The following is an 18422-nucleotide window of genomic DNA, read 5'->3' as shown; positions in this document are numbered from 1 at the left end:
CTCCTCTTACACAAGCTGTAATGATTAAAAATCACGAGGGCAGTCCTTAAAAGAGGAAACAACCAGCTCAATCTGCCCATTTTCCACAATCCTTTGGCGAATAACCCTCTCCTCCACATTGCAGCCCTGTTCAAGGCCTTTCGATGCTGGTGGGAAATACCTCACTATCCTGGGAGTAGCACACAGGCCGCTTTCCTCCAGAATCTGAAGTGCATCCTGAAGATTTAACCCTACCAAATCAGGTACGCCCATCTATACCTCCATGATCTCCTGTTCCTTTTCCTTGACTATCTCGTCGATCTTCTTTACGTATTGATCAGTCAGCTTCTGAATCATGTCCTCGCCGCTCTTTAAGTCGTCCTCGCTTATCTCAGCGTTCTTCTTCATTTTCTTGAGCTGTTCATTTGCCTCGCGCCTTATCGAGCGTACAGCTATTTTGGCCTCTTCGCCGTACTTTCTAACGAGTTTAACCAGTTCCTTCCTGCGCTCTTCAGTCAACTCGGGAAATATAAGGCGTATAACCTTGCCGTCGTTGCTAGGCGTGACCCCCAAATCCGACTTCAATATCTCTTTTTCCACAGCAGGTATCATCTTGGTATCCCACAGCGATATGACCAGCATTCGAGGTTCGGGTGCCGTGATATTTCCAAGCTGATTGATGGGAGTAGGTACGCCATAGTAGTCCACCACTATGCGCTCGAGAATCTTTGGATTGGCTCGACCTGCCCGTATCCCTACTAGCTCCTTTTTCAATACTTCCACCGATTTGGCCATCTTAGAGCTGGCTTGGTCATGTACATCTTTAATACTGGGATTCATACCATCTACCTCCTCAACTCACCTATTATTGTACCTACTTTCTTGCCCAAAACGGCAGCTTTTATGTTTTCCTGGTTTTCCAGTCCAAATACTATAATCGGGATTTTGTTATCCATGCACAGCGAGATAGCTGTGGTATCCATAACGCCCAGCCCTTGATTCAGCACATCGATGTAGCAGATCTCGTCGATCTTCTTTGCATTTGGATTCTTTTTGGGGTCGTCATCGTACACTCCATCGACGTTCTTGGCCAGCAGTATGACTTCGGCTTCTATCTCAGCTGCCCTGAGAGCGGCGGTAGTATCGGTAGAAAAGTAAGGGTTGCCAGTACCGCAGGCAAATATCACTATCCTGCCCTTTTCCAAATGCCTTATTGCCCTCCGACGTATATATGGCTCAGCTATCTGCCTCATCTCAATGGCCGTCTGAACCCTGGTCTGTACATTCTTGCTCTCCAGCACGTCTTGAAGCGCCAGTGCGTTTATTACTGTTGCCAACATCCCCATGTGGTCGGCTGTTGTCCTGTCCATGCCTACGCCGTCTCTGCCTCTCCATATGTTGCCTCCACCGACCACGATAGCCACCTCTACCCCCATCTTTTGTACCTCTATTACCTGATCAGCGATCAGATTCAAAACTTCCCGGTCAATTCCAAACCCTTTTTTACCGGCCAATGCCTCTCCGCTTATCTTTAGAACGATCCTTTTGAATATCGGCTTTTCCATTAAAGAGTACCTCCATCTTTTAATATAATTCTACACTCAAGCGACATATCCTCTTTTTTGGCATAACAAAATTTAAATTAATTTTTCCCAAAAAAAGAGAACACGTATGTGTTCTCTTTTTTAATCGCCCTTCATCTGTTTTGCGACCTCTTCTGCGAAATTGTCTTCCCGCTTTTGAAGGCCTTCGCCTAATTCAAACCTTACAAACCGTCGAATCCTGATATTCTCGCCCAGCTTGGATATCATCTCCATAACCAGGTCCTGAACGGTCTTATCAGGATCTTTCACAAAAGGCTGCTCCAAAAGGCATACCTCTTTGTAGAATTTGCTGATCCTGCCCTCTACTATTTTATCGATAACCTTTTCTGGCTTACCCTCATTTAAAGCCTGAGCTCTCAATATCTCCTTTTCCTTCTCTATTACTTCCTGTGGCACTTCTTCCCTCGACAGGTATTGTGGATTGGACGCTGCTATATGCATTGCAATGTCGCGCACAAAAGTTTTAAACTCGTCAGTCTTTGCCACAAAATCGGTCTCGCAATTTACCTCGACCAGTACGCCGATCCTTCCTCCAAAATGTATATACGCATCCACCAAGCCTTCAGCAGCAATACGCCCCGTCTTTTTAGCAGCTGCCGCAAGGCCCCTTTCACGGAGCAACTCAATAGCCTTCTCCATATCGCCGTTTGCGTCCTGCAATGCCTTCTTGCAGTCCATCATTCCACATCCGGTTCGTTCTCTCAACTCTTTTACCATCGAAGCAGTTATAGCCATACTAACTCCTCCATTTCTTATGTAGTGTAGCTTTGCCCTGTCTCTCCATAGGAGCAAAACGCTTCTTTACTCAAACCCCCAAACTTCTATGTAAGCCATCGAAAAGAAAGGGAAAGATAACGGTCAACCCTTCTCTTCCCCTTTTATTCCTCCTGAGCAGTAAATTGTTCGCCCTGACGTCCTTCAAGAACGGCATCGGCTATCTTAGATGTTATCAATTTGATGGCCCTTATGGCATCATCGTTGCCAGGAATTACATAGTCTATCTCGTCAGGGTCACAGTTGGTGTCCACTATAGCCACAATAGGAATGCCCAAAATCCTGGCCTCTCTCACCGCAATGTGTTCCTTTTTAGGGTCCACGATGAATACAGCACCCGGCAGCTCCCTCATTTCTTTGATGCCGCCCAAATTCTTCTCCAGCTTCTCCTTTTCTGCACGAAGTTTTATAACCTCTTTTTTGGGCAGCACATCAAACATCCCGTTGGCTTCCATCTCCTCAAGCTCTTTAAGGCGCCTTATCCTCTGGCTGATGGTTGTGAAATTGGTCAACATACCGCCCAGCCACCTGTGGTTTACGTAGAACATGCCACACCTTTTGGCTTCGGTCTCAATAGACTCCTGGGCCTGCTTTTTGGTGCCCACAAACAACACGCCTTTGCCTTCAGCAGCCACCTCACGAACGAAGTTATAGGCCTGCTCCAGCATCTTGACGGTCTTCTGCAGGTCCAGGATATATATGCCATTCCTCTCGGTGAAGATGTATGGAGCCATCTTGGGATTCCAGCGCCGGGTTTGATGCCCAAAGTGAACACCTGCTTCCAAGAGCTGCTTCATATTGATAACTGCCATGACTTTCACCTCCTCAAAGTTATGCCTCCCCCTCCCTCATCTCAATTGACAACCAGCTTCCTGGCACCAGCCAATTGATCAGGAAGAGTGTGTATTTCTCCACCTTTAGTAGTATAGCATAAGCCGTTTTTCAATTCAACAACAAATTTCGTGGAATCTCAATTCTCCTTAAGCCCCAAAATCAGCTTTACCTCTCCTTTCCCAATACCTAGCTTCCTGGCTATTTCCTCCTCCGTGCTACCGCTCTTGTGCATGAGTATGACAGCCTTGCGCTTGTCGTTATAACCTCCACCAATATTTTGTCTTAAACTTTCGTTTGAATTTCGTGGCTGACCCACAGATTTTAAACCCTCGTTGCCAGGCAGCGAACTTACCACTTCAGGAAAGGCACTGTGAAGTATGTCCTCCACAGCCTGATACAATTCATACAGCCTTTTCTCCTTCTCTTCTAACCGCTTTTCCAGCTCAAAAAGGTATAACCTGTCCTTTCTCGTTTGCCAGAATATTACAAACAAGAACAGTATGCCCGCGAGAAGGAACATCAAACCCTCGCTCATATTATTCCCCCTTTAGATTCTGATGTCGATACTGAGCCCTTTATCGCTCTCCTTTATCTCAACCTTATTGCTTGAAGCAGTTCCATTGCATTTTTTATCTTTAACCGGATCAGATCTGGTGTACCTGGAATGGCGCTGACGTCTGTCATGTTCCTTGTCAATCCTTTTATGATATACATGTCCAGTTGGTACCACCTGCCGCTGGGCGCTATCGATGACCTGTTGAAACTCTCGGGTATTGGTAAACTGATGTATGTTGACCTTCTGGTTTTGAAAGTCGGCCTCTTTTGTGTATTCGTTTGCCCTTTGTATGCTCATTTGAATGTCTATCGGTCGCACCGACACGGGCCTCTCTCCTCTCACCCTTCATATGTAACAAAGCGTATTTCCCCTTCATCCCGCAAAAAGGTCACGTATTTAATGGGGTCCTTTATGTTAAGGGTTGACTGGCCGATGGTTATAGACACGCCGGGGTACACTACTTTTTTCACATGAACCTTGCCCTGTGCACCCCTTAAAAACGCCTCTTCCAGCTCAAAAAGCCGCGCCTTAATAGTCGGGATCTTTACGCTGTACTCATTTCTCACCCTCAGCGCTTTTTGCTTGATGATCAGCTTATCCGGAGGCAATCTACCGCTTGATTCCATTTTGCTTAAGACCGCCAGCACCTGTTCGACCTTCTGCTGCTCTTTTTCCAACCTCTGCAGCTCTCCCTTGAGTTCTTCATATTCCTGCCTGATTTCGGGACTTACTCCCACCTCCAGAATAGTAGCGGTGGCCATGGGCGAACCTATCGTAGAAGCTGATATACCCAAAACCGCGTGCACCCTGCCACCTACTATCAACGCACGTTTGCCTATCAGCCTGACATACTGCCCGCTGACGACATTGCTGTGCATTATTACCCCAGCGGTAACATCTCCTTTGGCATACACGTTACCGTTTTCTATAAAGCGCGCCGTCACACTGCCTCCTGCCCGAATTACCCCCTTCTTCATTCCCTGCAAACCCTTCCTCAACACAACATTTCCTTCTGCAATCAGCGTTGCCCCTTCCACCACACCTCTTACTTCTATACTGCCCCCGGCTCTCACCTCAAACCCCGACAGAACGTTCCCGTGTATGATGACGCTACCCACAAAATTTATATTACCTGTGGAGTTGTCCACATTGTTTTTAACCTCGTGCACGCTGTACACATGCACTCTGCCGCCTATCATCTCCACCTTTCCATCGATGGCTGCCAGAAGCTTTAACCCGTCGTCCGAGACCACGACATTCTTGCCTGCAGGTAAAGCTAAAGGTTTCCCGGGTTTTGCGGGCACTGTAGTTCCCCGCACCGTCTTTCCGTCAACACCCGGCGTGGGAGGAGTCAGCGTCACCAGTACCTGGCCCTTGGCCACATTTTCGATATTGTCCAACGAATGATAATTGACTGTCCCATCTTCCCTGATTTCAGGCTTTGATTTCTTTTCCGGATTAAAATGATACGTAAGCCTGGCATCCTCTCCATCCTGAGGCGGCTGCCCCCGAGCAACGATTACCTCTTGACCGTACCTGCGGCTGTTCAGTGCCTGGCGTATGGCATCCTCGTCGATGCCGTACACCACCCCCTTATCCTTCAAAGCCTGCACCACATCCTGATACGTCAGCAACCTTCCGCCCTCGGGCGGCAACAGCATGATGGTGGCCTGCATCCCATCCTGCGATATATACACAAACACCTCTTCGTCCACCGGTAACTCGGGCTGTGGTTCTGCAATCTTAACAGGGCGGCCGGGATTTATATACATGGCCTGGGCCACGGCATCGGCCTTTAACCCCTCGATCCTTTTTCTCCTCAAATGATGCATAATGGTCTCTTCGTCCGATTTTGTAAACTTTGAAGGGGGAATGAACACCGTAAGGTATACCCCGTCTTCTTTGTATTCCAAAGCAAAGCTTTGAGGGGGACGTTTGCCCTGACTCTCCTCCGCCTGCTGGCTTTCCTCCTCTACATAAAGCAGCAGCTTGTACGGCTTGACCACTATCCCCATCATGGTTTTGCCTTCCTGAATGACCTCAACCTTTGCCTTTCCCGGTTCTGTACCAAGAGCCTTGAGGCCTCTTTCTAGGGCAGCGTTATAGGTGCTCCCCTCCACTATGACCTCCCGTCTCATGCCAATTCTCCTTCCAATAAATCGTTCTTGAGCCTGCTGAGCTTATTTTTAAGCTTAAGCAACGCCCTGGTATGAAGCTGCGAAACCCTTGACTCTGAAATGCCAAGGACCATACCAATCTCCTTCAGCGTTAGCTCTTCGAAATAATACAGGCTTATGACCATTCTTTCCCTTTCAGGCAGTTCATCGATGGCTTTTGCCAGATAGCGCTTGAGTTCATTTACCTGCACCGCATGCTCGGGATCGCCATATTGGCTGGAAACTGTCAGAGAATTGGCAACCTCATAGAGCTGTTCTTCCAGCGACACCACAGCAAAAGAGTGCACCTCTACCATCGTCCTTCTAAGCTCCTCAACCGAGACCCCTAGGGTCTGGGCTATCTCCTGATCGCTTGCGGACCTACCCAACTCTTTTTCAACCGCATGAATTGCCTCGCTGAGCTGCTTGGTCTTTGTGCGTAGCGAACGAGGCACCCAATCCTGTTTGCGCAGCTGATCTATGATAGCACCCTTTATTCTAAATGTCGCATAGGTCTCAAACTTAACGTTTCTTGTCGGATCATACTTTTCAATCGCATCGATCAGCCCAAGGATTCCGTAGCTCAACAGATCTTCCATATCCAAGGAAGGATTAGAGAGATTTGTATGGATCAGCCTGGAGACCACACGCTTTACCAGATAGCTGTATTTGAGTATGAGTTCATTCCTCGATTCTATTTTGTTGTGCTTTTTATAGTCGGTCCACAGATTTTGGAGATCGGTCGCAGTCGCCCTTTTAGACATATCCCTCTCCTCATCTTTATAATATCTTTACGCCGTGACCGATAGTTTTGACCACCAAAATGCCGTTTTTTGCGTGAAGCTCGATGGTCCTACCGTAGTTGCCACCGGTATCCTGGGCAATAATGGGTATATTGTGCTGCCGTAACACATCAATGGTGGCTTGCACGTTCCTCTCACCGATATTCAAAATCTCGCTGGCATTTCCTTTAAACGAAAACATCTGAGCCCCTCCCGCGATTTTTGCGGTTATACACTTCCTTTGAGCATCCATCTTCATCATTAGTTCAAGAAGGTACTCAACCGCTGTATCGACAAACTTGGCCTTGTTTTGATTGTTCTTTATGAGCTTGCTTGAAGGCAGCATTATATGAGCAAGCCCGGCCGTCTTGGTGGTCTTGTCATATAGCGCAATTCCCACGCACGAGCCCAAACCCAGAGTAATGAGAATACCGTCCCCTACAATAACCTTTAAATCAGCCATGCCAACCTTGACTATCCTGTCCATTTACACAACCCCTAAAGCCTTTAGAATAAGGGGAAAAGATTCCATATCAGGTATAACTATAAAATGGCTTCTGAACCGTTCAGTTCCGTTTATAAGGTCGGTCTCGATAAACATAGCCTTATCGCTGGTCTGACCAAATTTAATCATGGGAACACTGAGTATGGCCCCCAGCATATCGCACGCGAAATACGGAACGGACGGCTTTATAGTAAGCCCAGTAAACGACGATATGGCTCCCAGATAGGCAGCCGTGAGTATGTTTCCAAGCTCCTCCAGAGCCGATATTTCAATCTCCGAAAAATCCCTTTTTAAGCCATCACTGCAAGCATTTCCCAGCAACAAGGCAGTAATATGTTTGGCCGAGATAACATCCAGCACCAATAGAACAGTGCCGCATATATCGCCGCTGAACTCCAGATATATGCCCACCACCGGAGTTTCTGCCCCGCCCATTATGTCTTCCACATCTTTAAATTCGGCTATCTTTACCTCGGGAACGTTCATGTCGATTCGCCTGTCGAGCATTTTTGAAAGGGAGGTAGCGGCATTACCTGCACCGATTGTGCCTATTTCCTTCAATATGTCCAGATGTAGAGAACTCAAGTTATCAAAAGAAAATGACATTGATATTGCACCCCTGCTCTCCTTTCAGTTTAACAGCAATTCCAATGTACGGGGTATATCCATCACCATAACAGGCTTATCTCCAAGGTTTATAAGCCCAGAGATGACCCCTTTTCTTTTTCCATCTAGAGCTTCCACACCCCATTGTACCTTATCATTGGGTACGTTCAAGATTTCGGTTACCCGGTCAACTATCATCCCTATCCGGTACTCGTTGTGCCGAACTATTGCCACCCGCGTCGCGTCGGTAAGAGGTATTTCTTCATAGCCCAGCACTCGCCTTGCGCTCATCACCGGTATCACATCGCCCCTCAAGTTGATAACCCCCAACACCTCATAGGGGCTGTGTGGAACCCTGGTTATCTGGGCCATCCTCTCTATCGACTCCACAAACAGCACATCTACGGCATATATCTCCTCATCTATCTCAAAAACTATGTATTGCTTAAGCTCGCTGCTTTTAGGCAACTTCATAACCCCCTCTTCAAATCAGATGGTTTACATCCAGGATGAGCGCCACCCGTCCATCCCCCAAGATGGTGGCCCCTGACACAATCTTTATTTTGGACAGCGCTTTGCCCAGCGGTTTAATCACTATTTCCTGTTGACCTATCAGCTCACCCACAGACAGCGCGGCCAGCCTCTCTCCTTTCTTCACTATCACCACGGTGACCAGCTCTCCCGATTCAACCTGCTCATCAGGGCATTCAAGTACCTTTGCCAGTCGAATGAAGGGTGTCAGCAAACCACGATAATCGATGAATTCTTTTTGGCGCACCAGCTTTATAGCCCCGGCCGGCACTTTCAATATCTCTTTGATGGAACCTATGGGTATTGCATAAACCTCCTGCCCCATAGAGACAAGCAAAGCCTGGATGATGGACAGGGTAAGCGGCAAACGTATTATAAACCTTGTTCCCTGCCGCGGCCGGCTGTCTATGTCAATCACACCGCCCATGGACTCGATTTTGGTTTTGACCACATCCATTCCAACGCCCCGCCCCGAGATATCGGTCACCTTTTCTGCCGTGCTGAACCCGGGTTCAAATATAAACTGCAATATCTCCTGCTGGCTTAAGCTTTCAGCTTCCTCGCGGGATACTAGATTTTGCTGTATAGCATGCTTTAAAACCTTATCTATATCTATACCTCTCCCGTCGTCGCTGACCTCTATCACCACGTTATCTCCATCATGATAGGCTTTCAGCTCGACAGTCCCAACAGGAGGCTTGCCAAGAGCTGCGCGCTCTTGAGGAGGCTCTATACCGTGGTCAATGGCATTTCTGATAAGGTGTATAAGCGGTTCCCCGATTTCATCGATGATGGTCCGGTCAACCTCGGTTTCGGCTCCCAATATGTTGAGCTTAACTTCCTTACCCGTACTCCTGGACAGGTCACGAACCGTTCTGGGGAAACGCTCAAACACGGTCTGTATGGGAATCATCCTTACCTTCATAACAGCATCATGAAGCTCGCTGGTCACCCGGCCCAGATACTCAACCGACTCAGCCATTGCCGCTGTATTGTCATACTGTTGCATGTCCTGGATGCGGTTTTTAATGATGATCAGCTCGCTGACCAGGTTCATAAGCCTGTCCAGCCTTTCGATGTCAACCCTTATGCTCCTGCCGGTCGCTTTGGATAGCCTGTCCTTTATTTCTAGTGTAGCCGCCCTGTCTGTACCCTGCGGTTGAGGTTTCCGGTTCTCGCTCTGGTTACGGCTTTTTATGTCATCTGGCTGAATCTCCCTTATGTCGATGCTTTCTATCTCTGAAATGCTGTCCAACTCTTTCTTTATGGTATCAAGCTCGGCTTTGCATACCGCCACCACAGAGAAAGATAGACCAAACTTTTCCTCCTCGATGTCCTGAGCCGACGGATGGGAATGAATTATATGGCCAAAGTTTTCGATGGCTTTAAAGACTATGTACGCCCGGGCTGCCTTCATGAGGCAGGACTCTTTGAGCTTTACCTCTATGTAATAAGGCGTAAACCCGTTTTTCACAGCCTCGTCTATCACATGAAAATGATGCTCGTCGAGGGACAAGCCTTCTTTATCGGGTTTGCGTGCGCTTTGGCCTGAATCCTTGCTATCTGTACCATCTACAAAGCCTTGAAGTTTTGCCTTTATATCACTTATGTCCAGCGGGTTTTCCATGCCCCTCTGTACAATGTCCTGAAGCAGTCCTTCAAGGATATCCAAAGCCTCAAACAGCGCATCCATGATATCCCCATTGACGCTCATATTACCCTTTCTAATTCTGTCCAGCACGTTTTCCATGCCGTGGGCCAGGTCTGCCATGGTCTTAAAACCCATGCTGCCAGCCATGCCCTTCAATGTATGGGCCGATCGAAATATCTCGTTTATCACTTCCGTATTATCTGGCTGCTGCTCCAGCACAAGAAGGTTGTTATTCAGGTTTTGAAGATGCTCCTTGCTCTCCTCTATGAATAACTCCATATACTGCGCGTTATCCATTGAATTTACACCCCCAATTCCTTTGCTTTGCACAAGGCCTTACCACTGAGTGCACACTTTTACGGCAATACCTTCAATAAGACTATATGAGCCCTTTAGCCCTTAACTTGCGCTGCTGCTGAAATATGAATTGAATCAGCCTGTCTCGCTCGGCTTCCAAAATATCGACAAATTTAATCCCCACTTCAAATTTGTAGTTACCCTCCACACAGGGAACAACCCTCACCACCACGCCTTTTAACTCCAGGTTGTCTCTCTCCCCAATGGGGATTTGGCATTCCACCTGCTGACCGGGCTCAAGCTTCTCATCAGTCAAAAGCCGTATTCCACCGCCGCTTATATCTATGGTATGGGCTTTAATATAACACGGCTTATCATATGTGAAATCCTGCTCAACCACCCGAAAGAGCACAGACAGATTTATCTTCAACCTGTAAAAGCTGCGCCTCTGAAGCCTGTGTATCGGTGAGGTTTGCTTGAGACGTATAAGGTGCACTGTATCGGTCCGTTGACGATCGACCACCTCCGCATCAAAATAGAACTGACCCCGCTCGCGGAAGAAGTTTACCCTCACCCTTTGTCCCATACTCAGCACAACTGGTTCCCCTTTTAGCATTGGCATAGTGATCACGATTTCATCCTCCTGGGGAATATCCTGCACCATGCTGAAGCAGGCTTTTTCATCGGCATTCAACCCGTCCTGTACCACCACCTCGATCTTCTCGCCGATGTTTATGATCTCCTTTACAAGCATGACGTCTTTACCATCCTCCTAAAGCGCCTTTCGTTTAGAATTGAACAGCTTAAGAAGCTGGTTTACATACCCTTTAAGCCCCTGCGCCCTGTCATCAGCCTGTAATCCTCCTGCCGCTATGGCCTGGGCCATGCTATACACCTGCCTGGATGCATGGCTTCTTGGATATTCCAGCACAAACGGCTTTTGCCGCTTGGTGGACCTCACCACTGCATCGTCATACAGTATATACCCCAGAGGTTCCAGCTTTATATCCAGGAACCTTTGAGCTACCCTGATAAACTTGTCCATCACGTCCCTTGCCTCCTGGGCGCTTTCGGCCCTGTTGACCACCAGCCTCAAGCTCATATCCTTCTTTATGGTTACCACCGATTTTACCAGAGCATATGCATCGGTTACCGATGTGGGTTCGGGCGTGGTGATTACAATGGCTTCGTTGGCTGCCAGAATCATCCGAATGACCCTTTCGGAAACCCCGGCTCCGGTATCGATCATTATTATATCTGCCAGCTCATCCAACCGCTCAAGCTGCTTCATCAAGATTTCCATATCCTGCGTCGAAAGGTTGATGAGCTCCCATATGCCCGACCCCCCTGCTATAAATTTAATACCGCAGGGGCCCTCGGTTATAACCTCTTCAATCTTCTTTTTATGGGTGATTACGTGGAACAAGTTGTATTTAGGGATCATCCCCAGCATTACGTCTATGTTTGACAGTCCGAAGTCAGCATCTATGATCAAGGTCCTATATCCCATGCTGTTTAAAGCAATAGCGCAGTTGAGGGTGAAATTGGTCTTGCCCACCCCGCCCTTACCGCTGGTTACAGTTATGATACGCGCCTTTTGAGCATAGGCACGCTGCTTTTCTTTTAAGCCCTTCACAATCTGCCTTAACCTTTCGGCCTGATCCATCAAACTTCCACCCTTTTCATAATGCAGGATAACAGCTTGTTTGGATCTGCCACTTCGATATCATCGGGCACGCTCTGGCCGGTAGCAACGTACGACAGCGGCTTGCCGGTGATGTACCGGCAGTTTAATATGATCCCATAGTTAGAGGCCTCATCCATTTTGGTAAAGAGCAGCTTATAATCTGGCAGAAAGCTGTAGCTCTTGATTATATTTAAACACCCAGAATAGCTGGTGTTACAGCTCAACACCAGATAAACCTCATCTGCCTTGCTCAGAGAAATGAGCTCCAGTATCTCCTTCTCCTGCGCCCTGTCCCTGATGCTCTTGCCGGCCGTATCGACAAATATGACGTCCTTATCCCGGTGCTCTTCGAGAGCCGCCACCATTTCCCTGGGCGAATAGAGGATGCTTAAGGGAATCTCCATGATTTCAGCGTATATCTTCAGCTGGTCCACCGCTGCAATCCTGTAGGTATCAGCGGTTATAAGCCCCACCTTCATCTGCTTCTGTATGGAAAATATAGCCGCCAGCTTTGCCAGTGAGGTGGTCTTGCCGACTCCCGTAGGGCCAACGAAAATAACGACTTTACGCCTGCCAGGGGATACCTCCAGCGGCCGTGACGGGCCAATGTATTCCAACAGCACCTGCCTCAAGCACCGCTCAAAGTCAACAGAGCTTCTCTCATGAAGCAAAGCAGCCTTTTCGATGATGCCCTTTGCGATGTCCTCGCTTACCTCATTATTCACCAGCATCTCATAATAAGGTACATATTCCCGCTTTATGCCCGGGCCAACGTTGTTCTCTATTACCTTAAAACCATTGGCCAATTTATTTAAAAGTTCCCCCATATTCGAGATCTGAGCCTCTAGCTTTTCCAAAACCTTGGTAGCATCATCCTCTTTTGTCGGTGAAGCGTAATTGAGCACACTGGCAGGCATCATCCTTTGAGAGTTGAAATTGCCTTTATTTGGCTCATCTACGGCCGCTACCACTTCAATAAGTGGCCTTTTAAACCAGCCAGTTATCCCCTTTTGCCGTATCTTGCGGGTGCTGAGTATAAGGGCGTCCTTGCCCATTTCCTCCTTAACTTTCTGCATGGCTTCCTGAGTGGTATGACCGATGTACCTCTTCACCTTCATATACTTAAGCTCTCACCACCCCGACTGACTGTATCTCGACCGAGCTGTCCAGCTCGTTATATGACAGAACCACCAGGTCGGGCGCTATCTGCTCGGTCAGCTTCTTAAAATACATCCTCACAACCGGTGCGGTCAGCACTATGGGCTGCAACCCCAGGGAAGTAAACTTCTCTAGCTCCTTGGTGAGGTTTTGAAATATTGCATGTGTCTTATTGGGCTCTAGAGCCAAATAAGATCCATGCTCGGTTTGCTGCACGCTATCCATTATGGCCTTCTCCAGCTCGGGAGCAAGCGTCAGCACCTTTGCCTTCTTTTCCGGTATAAACCTCAATGTTATGGTACGGGACAGCGCCTGGCGCACATATTCGGTCAGCATATCAGGGTCCTTAGTGATGTTGCCGTAATCAGCTAGCGTCTCCAAAATGGTAACCATGTCCCGTATGGGAACGTTCTCCTTTATCAGGTTTGCCAGCACCTTTTGAACCTCGCCCAGCGTTAGAGTCTTGGGTACCACTTCTTCGACCAGCGCTGGATACTTCTCCTTTAAGTTGTCCAGCAGGATCTGAACATCCTGCCGATTGATCAGCTCATGGCCATGCCTTTTAATGACCTCTGTAAGGTGGGTCGATATGACGGAGGGCGGGTCAACCACCGTGTAACCCAGCATCTCTGCCTTTTCCCTTTGGTGCTCCTTAATCCACTTAGCTGGCAGGCCAAAGGCGGGCTCCACGGTGTCTATGCCTTCTATGGGCTGCTCGACGGTACCAGGGTCCATGGCAAGCAGGTGGTCAGGCAATACATGCCCCCTGGCCACCTCCACTCCCTTCACCTTTATGACGTATTCATTTGGTTCAAGCTGTATGTTGTCCCTCAGCCTTATGACCGGAACGATGAGTCCCAGGTCAAGGGCCATCTGCCTTCGTATCATGACGATCCTGTCGAGCAAATCCCCACCCTGGTTCACATCTGCCAGCGGTATGAGGCCATACCCAAACTCCACTTCCAGCGGATCGACTTCTAAAAGCTGTATCACGTTTTCGGGCTTTCGCATCTCCTCCAGCACGCTTTCAGAACTGGCCTCTTGCCCAGCAGCCGCCAGGGATACCCTGGAAGCTTGAAGCAGGGTATAACCGAGGTAGGCCATGCCAGCCGCCATTATAAACAGTATCCAGCGCGGAAAGCCTGGTAAAAATCCCATCACAAACAGAAGAACCGACGCCAGTATAAGCACGAGGGGCTGACCGGTTATCTGTTTGAACAGGTCCCGCCCCAGATTGGATTCAGAAGCAGCCCTGGTAACGATGATACCAGTGGCAGTGGAAATGAGCAGAGCGGGAATTTGGCTCACCAGGCCATCGCCTATTGTCAAGATGGTGTAGCGCTCAAGCACCTGTTCAATAGGCATTCTCATCTTGGTCAAACCAATTATTATACCACCGACTATGTTGATAATCGTTATGAGAATTCCAACTATGGCATCACCTTTGACAAACTTGCTGGCACCGTCCATGGCGCCATAAAAATCCGCTTCCTGCTGTATCCTCTGCCTGCGCCTTTTAGCCTCGTTTTCGTCGATCAGTCCCGAATTTAAATCAGCGTCGATGGCCATCTGCTTCCCAGGCATGGCGTCTAGGGTGAAGCGCGCCGCAACTTCTGCTACCCTCTCGGCCCCTTTTGTGATGACGATAAACTGTACGATTATGATGATCAAAAACACAATAGCCCCCACTACCAGGTTGCCCTGCACTACAAAATTACCAAAGGTTTCGATCACCCTTCCTGCCGAGCCTTTACCAAGGATGAGCTTGGTCGATGATATGTTGAGCGCTAGTCGGAACAGCGTGGTAATCAGCAGCACCGAAGGAAAGACTGCGAAATCCAGCGGTTCCTTTATGTAAAGGGTGACAAACAATATAACCAGCGACAACGAAAGGTTTATGGTGAGGAGTATGTCCATCATAACCTCATTCAGTGGAAGGATGATGAGAAGAACGACGGCTACGATTATAAAAGCGATGAAGACGTCGGCAAACTTCAACCCCAAACCTCCCCCTCAAATCCGTTTCCCTTTCATGCTGTACACAAAAGCCAGAACTTCTGCTACCGCCCGAAACAGCTCGGGTGGTATGGCCTGTCCTATCTCGGTGGATTTATATAGCATCTGTGCCAGGGGTTTGTTTTCAACGATATACACGCCGTGCTTTTTAGCAATCTCTTTGATCTTCAATGCAAGATAATCCTGTCCTTTGGCCACCACCACAGGGGCGTCGTGCTCTTTTGGGTCATAGCGCAGGGCTACCGCAAAATGCACAGGGTTGGTTACAACCACATCTGCCTTGGGTATCTCCTGCATCATTCTGCGCAGCCCAATCTGCCTTTGCCGCTCGCGTATCCGCGAGCGGATGAGCGGGTGCCCTTCTACTTCCTTGTATTCATCCTTCAGCTCCTGTTTTGTCATCCTGAGGCTTTTTTCATACTCCCACCATTGATAAAAGTAATCGAACACCGCAAGTACAAGGAATACCACGGCCATCTTTATACCAATATTGAAGACCATATCACCCACAACGATAAAGCTATTTTTGATGTCCCATTTGGCCAGCTGGGCCAGAAACTCCATATCGGCCATGAACTCTTTGTAGGAAATAAATATCACTAGGGCCAACTTCAGCAGTGACTTCAAAAGCTCAACCAGTGTCCTCTTTGAAAATATCCTCTTCAGCCCTTCCAGCGGGTTTATACGGCTCAAATTGGGCATCACTGGCCTGGTGGTAAATATGAATCCCACCTGCCAGTAGTTGATGGCCAGCCCGGCCAGCATGACCAGCCCGCACAGCGGCAGCACCGCAAGTGCCACGGTAACCATGATTTCCCTTGCCATTGCCATAACGCCGGTATATGTATAGAGCTGCTCAAGAGCGGTATCGGCATGAAGATATCGATTATACGCCGAATAGAGCTTATCCAGCATAAACGAAGAAGCAAATTTCAAGGCCAACATCCCCACTATGAGGACTACAGCCGAATTGAGCTCGACGCTTTTGAAAACCTGCCCTCTTTCTCTGGCCTCCCTCCTCTTTTTGGGGGTGGCCTTTTCGGTCCTTTCCTCGGCAAAAAGCTGCAAATCTATACGCATCATTGCAGGCTCAGCCCCTGTATTATACTCCTTATCCCTTTAAACATGGAGTTGAATGCGCCATCCATCACCCTTATGCATGCCGGTATCATCAAAAACAGTATCAATAATCCCACCAGTATTTTAGAGGGCAAACCGATTACGAATATGTTCATCTGCGGTATCACCCTTACCAGAATGCCGAATACCGCCTCGACCAGCAAAGCCGAAGCTATAACTGGCACTGTCATCTTAAGCCCCAACACAAAGTACTCCCCAAACATTTTGAACAGCGGGACTGCTATATCCCCCGTCAGCACTACCTTCCCCGGAGGCAATGCTTCAAAGCTGTACACCAACAATCTAATAAGGGTGTGGTGTCCATCCATGGCAAAGAACAGCACCATGGCAAGCACGTTGTTGAAATTGCCCACCAGGGGAATCTGAATATTGGTGTGCGGATCCAACACATGCACAATCCCAAAGCCGATCTGGGTATCTATGAGCTGTCCTGCCAGCAAAAAGGCAGAAAAGGCCAGCAACACCAGGTAACCCATGATGAGGCCTATGAGCAGCTCTTTCATGATATAAAACGCCAGCTCAGTATACGAGCTTATATCAATCGGCTGCTCATGTACAGGGTAGCAAACAACTGCAGTATAGGTTAGCGCCAGTATCAAGCCTATAGTAAAGATCGCAGGAACGTTCCTCCGCCCAAACACTGGCGACATGAAAAACATGCCGGATATCCTCGCCAACACCAGAAGCACGGCATCAAAGTTCAAAAGGATCTGCCCCAGCACACCCAGCATTTCCAGTTCACAACCCCAATATGGTATTTATGCTGTTATAAAGCTTCAGCGTGAAATTTACTATGGTCTCCAGAAGCCACGGACCAAAGATGATGAGGGCCACAGCCACCGCCAAAATCTTGGGGATGAAAACGAGGGTATGCTCGTTTATTTGCGTGATGGCCTGAAAGATGGCCACAACAAGCCCCACCACCAGGCCCAGCCCCAGCATGGGCGCCGACAGCAGTATACCCGTGTATATCGCCTGTTGTGCCAGCGTTATTATCTCCCTCTGGCTCATAGCACCACCACTCCTTATCTGAACCCCGTCACCAGATTTTTAATGACCAGGTCCCACCCATCCACCATTACGAACAGCAGGATCTTGAGCGGTAAAGAAATCATGACGGGAGGCAACATCATCATGCCCATCGACATAAGCGTGCTAGCAACCACCATATCCACGATGATGAAGGGTATGTATATCAAAAACCCGATTTGGAAAGCCGTCTTAAGCTCGCTGGTTATAAACGCGGGTATGAGCACATGGGTGGGAATATCGTCGTAGGTCTCAGGCTGCTCCTGGCCTGAAAGCTCCAAAAACAACAGCAGGGTCTTCTCCCGCGTCTGCCTTAGCATAAACTCCCTTATAGGCTTCATGGCCCGCTGAGCGGCAGTTTGCTGGTCTATGCTCCCCTCCAAATAGGGTTGAAGGGCCTGGTCATTTATCTGGGAGGCAATGGGTGCCATCACAAAAAAAGTGAGGAAAAGGGCTAGTCCTATCAAAACTTGGTTGGGCGGCGTCTGCTGGGTTCCCAAGGCATTTCTCACAAACGCCAGCACAATTATTATGCGTGTAAACGCCGTCATCATGATGAGAATAGAAGGCGCCAATGCCAATACTGTCAGTATACCCAATATCTCTAAACTATCCACCACATCCTGGGGGGATTGTGCTGCCTCCACCTCTAAACGGGGAATGGGGATAGAGGGCTGAGCAAAAACCCTTTGGGCATATGTAATAGATGATAAAGATATCAGTACGGCAAATAGCACAAACCTAAAAAACCACTTTTTAGCCATCCCCATTCGCCTCACCTTTAAACCTTTTCTTCAGATAATCTCCTAAAACATTGGTAAAAGAACTGGTTCCTTGTTCGGGATGAAGCGGTACCAATTCTTGCTCGGATATTTGTCCTAAAAATTCCATATTTTGTCCAGTAATGCCTACTACGTAGTATTTACTCCCCACCTGTATGATGCACACCCACTTATCCCTTCCCAAAAAGATTCGGTCAATCACCCTTATGTATTTGCTGCTTGTATAACCGGCAAACTTTGTACCGACAAACCGCGCTGTCAAATAGGCGAGGATCAACACGCCTATAAACGCCATTAAAATAGCTATTGCATGCAGTACCTCATTCATCTTTCAC

22 protein-coding genes are annotated in these 18422 nt (G+C 48.3%); all 22 read right to left on the bottom strand.

The window, feature by feature from the left end; all coding sequences use genetic code 11:
* Nucleotides 1-24: 24 nt before the first annotated feature.
* On the bottom strand, nt 25-252 hold the full coding sequence (locus tag BM241_RS00335) for a PASTA domain-containing protein (protein WP_025746622.1): 228 nt from the start codon (nt 250-252) through the stop codon (nt 25-27).
* Nucleotides 253-819, bottom strand: coding sequence for a ribosome recycling factor (frr, locus tag BM241_RS00330; RefSeq protein WP_051456290.1), 567 nt, complete (start codon nt 817-819; stop codon nt 253-255).
* A 5-nt stretch (nt 820-824) separates the two neighbouring features.
* On the bottom strand, nt 825-1544 hold the full coding sequence (pyrH, locus tag BM241_RS00325; protein WP_025746620.1) for a UMP kinase: 720 nt from the start codon (nt 1542-1544) through the stop codon (nt 825-827).
* A 120-nt stretch (nt 1545-1664) separates the two neighbouring features.
* A complete protein-coding gene (gene tsf / locus BM241_RS00320) occupies nt 1665-2318 on the bottom strand; it encodes a translation elongation factor Ts (RefSeq protein WP_092281790.1) in 654 nt (217 codons plus the stop codon).
* 143 nt (nt 2319-2461) lie between these two features.
* On the bottom strand, nt 2462-3169 hold the full coding sequence (gene rpsB / locus BM241_RS00315) for a 30S ribosomal protein S2 (protein ID WP_025746618.1): 708 nt from the start codon (nt 3167-3169) through the stop codon (nt 2462-2464).
* A 158-nt stretch (nt 3170-3327) separates the two neighbouring features.
* Complete coding sequence (locus tag BM241_RS00310; protein ID WP_025746617.1) at nt 3328-3726, bottom strand: DUF6115 domain-containing protein; 399 nt, start codon at nt 3724-3726, stop codon at nt 3328-3330.
* 12 nt (nt 3727-3738) lie between these two features.
* Nucleotides 3739-4071, bottom strand: coding sequence for a hypothetical protein (locus BM241_RS00305; RefSeq protein WP_025746616.1), 333 nt, complete (start codon nt 4069-4071; stop codon nt 3739-3741).
* A gap of 14 nt (nt 4072-4085) precedes the next feature.
* Complete coding sequence (locus BM241_RS00300; RefSeq protein ID WP_092281789.1) at nt 4086-5885, bottom strand: FapA family protein; 1800 nt, start codon at nt 5883-5885, stop codon at nt 4086-4088.
* Nucleotides 5882-6667 carry a sigma-70 family RNA polymerase sigma factor gene (locus BM241_RS00295; protein ID WP_025746614.1) on the bottom strand — a complete coding sequence of 262 codons (786 nt, stop codon included), beginning with the start codon at nt 6665-6667 and terminating at the stop codon, nt 5882-5884. The genes BM241_RS00300 and BM241_RS00295 overlap by 4 nt, the downstream gene beginning before the upstream one ends.
* 16 nt (nt 6668-6683) lie before the next feature.
* Nucleotides 6684-7172: a chemotaxis protein CheD gene (locus BM241_RS00290; protein WP_025746613.1), complete on the bottom strand. Its 489-nt coding sequence runs from the start codon at nt 7170-7172 to the stop codon at nt 6684-6686.
* Complete coding sequence (locus BM241_RS00285; RefSeq protein ID WP_025746612.1) at nt 7173-7796, bottom strand: chemotaxis protein CheC; 624 nt, start codon at nt 7794-7796, stop codon at nt 7173-7175.
* A gap of 24 nt (nt 7797-7820) precedes the next feature.
* Nucleotides 7821-8270 (bottom strand): chemotaxis protein CheW, encoded by a 450-nt coding sequence (locus tag BM241_RS00280; RefSeq protein ID WP_084054593.1) that lies wholly within the window; start codon nt 8268-8270, stop codon nt 7821-7823.
* A 10-nt stretch (nt 8271-8280) separates the two neighbouring features.
* The gene (locus tag BM241_RS00275; protein ID WP_025746610.1) at nt 8281-10275 is read right to left on the bottom strand and encodes a chemotaxis protein CheA; all 1995 of its coding nucleotides are present in this window, start codon (nt 10273-10275) and stop codon (nt 8281-8283) included.
* An 82-nt stretch (nt 10276-10357) separates the two neighbouring features.
* Entirely contained in the window at nt 10358-11029 is a 672-nt protein-coding gene (locus BM241_RS00270) for a flagellar brake protein (RefSeq protein ID WP_025746609.1), read from the bottom strand.
* Nucleotides 11030-11047: 18 nt separating this feature from the next.
* Nucleotides 11048-11941 (bottom strand): MinD/ParA family protein, encoded by an 894-nt coding sequence (locus BM241_RS00265; protein WP_242948210.1) that lies wholly within the window; start codon nt 11939-11941, stop codon nt 11048-11050.
* Nucleotides 11941-13080, bottom strand: a complete 1140-nt coding sequence (gene flhF / locus BM241_RS00260) for a flagellar biosynthesis GTPase FlhF (protein ID WP_092281787.1) — start codon at nt 13078-13080, stop codon at nt 11941-11943. Before flhF ends, BM241_RS00265 begins: the two co-directional genes overlap by 1 nt.
* A 4-nt stretch (nt 13081-13084) precedes the next feature.
* Entirely contained in the window at nt 13085-15118 is a 2034-nt protein-coding gene (gene flhA / locus BM241_RS00255) for a flagellar biosynthesis protein FlhA (protein ID WP_092281786.1), read from the bottom strand.
* Between the two features lie 15 nt (nt 15119-15133).
* Nucleotides 15134-16219: a flagellar biosynthesis protein FlhB gene (gene flhB / locus BM241_RS00250; protein ID WP_025746605.1), complete on the bottom strand. Its 1086-nt coding sequence runs from the start codon at nt 16217-16219 to the stop codon at nt 15134-15136.
* Nucleotides 16216-17007 (bottom strand): flagellar biosynthetic protein FliR, encoded by a 792-nt coding sequence (fliR, locus tag BM241_RS00245; RefSeq protein WP_092281785.1) that lies wholly within the window; start codon nt 17005-17007, stop codon nt 16216-16218. Before fliR ends, flhB begins: the two co-directional genes overlap by 4 nt.
* A gap of 7 nt (nt 17008-17014) precedes the next feature.
* Nucleotides 17015-17287 (bottom strand): flagellar biosynthesis protein FliQ, encoded by a 273-nt coding sequence (gene fliQ / locus BM241_RS00240; protein WP_025746603.1) that lies wholly within the window; start codon nt 17285-17287, stop codon nt 17015-17017.
* Between the two features lie 14 nt (nt 17288-17301).
* Nucleotides 17302-18075 carry a flagellar type III secretion system pore protein FliP gene (fliP, locus tag BM241_RS00235; protein WP_035145899.1) on the bottom strand — a complete coding sequence of 258 codons (774 nt, stop codon included), beginning with the start codon at nt 18073-18075 and terminating at the stop codon, nt 17302-17304.
* Entirely contained in the window at nt 18062-18415 is a 354-nt protein-coding gene (locus tag BM241_RS00230; protein WP_025746601.1) for a flagellar biosynthetic protein FliO, read from the bottom strand. The genes fliP and BM241_RS00230 overlap by 14 nt, the downstream gene beginning before the upstream one ends.
* Nucleotides 18416-18422 lie beyond the last annotated feature (7 nt).

The organism is Caldicoprobacter faecalis, from assembly GCF_900115765.1.
GTDB lineage: Bacteria > Bacillota > Clostridia > Caldicoprobacterales > Caldicoprobacteraceae > Caldicoprobacter > Caldicoprobacter oshimai.
The sequence above is the reverse complement of the archived record's forward strand: the minus strand, read 5'-3'. Positions and strand labels throughout refer to the sequence as shown.

Coding starts and splice junctions, on each gene's coding strand:
- BM241_RS00335 (WP_025746622.1), bottom strand. CDS start 252: ATGGGCGTACCTGATTTGGTAGGGTTAAATCTTCAGGATGCACTTCAG.
- frr (WP_051456290.1), bottom strand. CDS start 819: ATGAATCCCAGTATTAAAGATGTACATGACCAAGCCAGCTCTAAGATG.
- pyrH (WP_025746620.1), bottom strand. CDS start 1,544: ATGGAAAAGCCGATATTCAAAAGGATCGTTCTAAAGATAAGCGGAGAG.
- tsf (WP_092281790.1), bottom strand. CDS start 2,318: ATGGCTATAACTGCTTCGATGGTAAAAGAGTTGAGAGAACGAACCGGA.
- rpsB (WP_025746618.1), bottom strand. CDS start 3,169: ATGGCAGTTATCAATATGAAGCAGCTCTTGGAAGCAGGTGTTCACTTT.
- BM241_RS00310 (WP_025746617.1), bottom strand. CDS start 3,726: ATGAGCGAGGGTTTGATGTTCCTTCTCGCGGGCATACTGTTCTTGTTT.
- BM241_RS00300 (WP_092281789.1), bottom strand. CDS start 5,885: ATGAGACGGGAGGTCATAGTGGAGGGGAGCACCTATAACGCTGCCCTA.
- BM241_RS00295 (WP_025746614.1), bottom strand. CDS start 6,667: ATGTCTAAAAGGGCGACTGCGACCGATCTCCAAAATCTGTGGACCGAC.
- BM241_RS00290 (WP_025746613.1), bottom strand. CDS start 7,172: ATGGACAGGATAGTCAAGGTTGGCATGGCTGATTTAAAGGTTATTGTA.
- BM241_RS00285 (WP_025746612.1), bottom strand. CDS start 7,796: ATGTCATTTTCTTTTGATAACTTGAGTTCTCTACATCTGGACATATTG.
- BM241_RS00280 (WP_084054593.1), bottom strand. CDS start 8,270: ATGAAGTTGCCTAAAAGCAGCGAGCTTAAGCAATACATAGTTTTTGAG.
- BM241_RS00275 (WP_025746610.1), bottom strand. CDS start 10,275: ATGGATAACGCGCAGTATATGGAGTTATTCATAGAGGAGAGCAAGGAG.
- BM241_RS00270 (WP_025746609.1), bottom strand. CDS start 11,029: ATGCTTGTAAAGGAGATCATAAACATCGGCGAGAAGATCGAGGTGGTG.
- BM241_RS00265 (WP_242948210.1), bottom strand. CDS start 11,941: ATGGATCAGGCCGAAAGGTTAAGGCAGATTGTGAAGGGCTTAAAAGAA.
- flhF (WP_092281787.1), bottom strand. CDS start 13,080: ATGAAGGTGAAGAGGTACATCGGTCATACCACTCAGGAAGCCATGCAG.
- flhB (WP_025746605.1), bottom strand. CDS start 16,219: ATGATGCGTATAGATTTGCAGCTTTTTGCCGAGGAAAGGACCGAAAAG.
- fliR (WP_092281785.1), bottom strand. CDS start 17,007: ATGCTGGGTGTGCTGGGGCAGATCCTTTTGAACTTTGATGCCGTGCTT.
- fliQ (WP_025746603.1), bottom strand. CDS start 17,287: ATGAGCCAGAGGGAGATAATAACGCTGGCACAACAGGCGATATACACG.
- fliP (WP_035145899.1), bottom strand. CDS start 18,075: ATGGGGATGGCTAAAAAGTGGTTTTTTAGGTTTGTGCTATTTGCCGTA.
- BM241_RS00230 (WP_025746601.1), bottom strand. CDS start 18,415: ATGAATGAGGTACTGCATGCAATAGCTATTTTAATGGCGTTTATAGGC.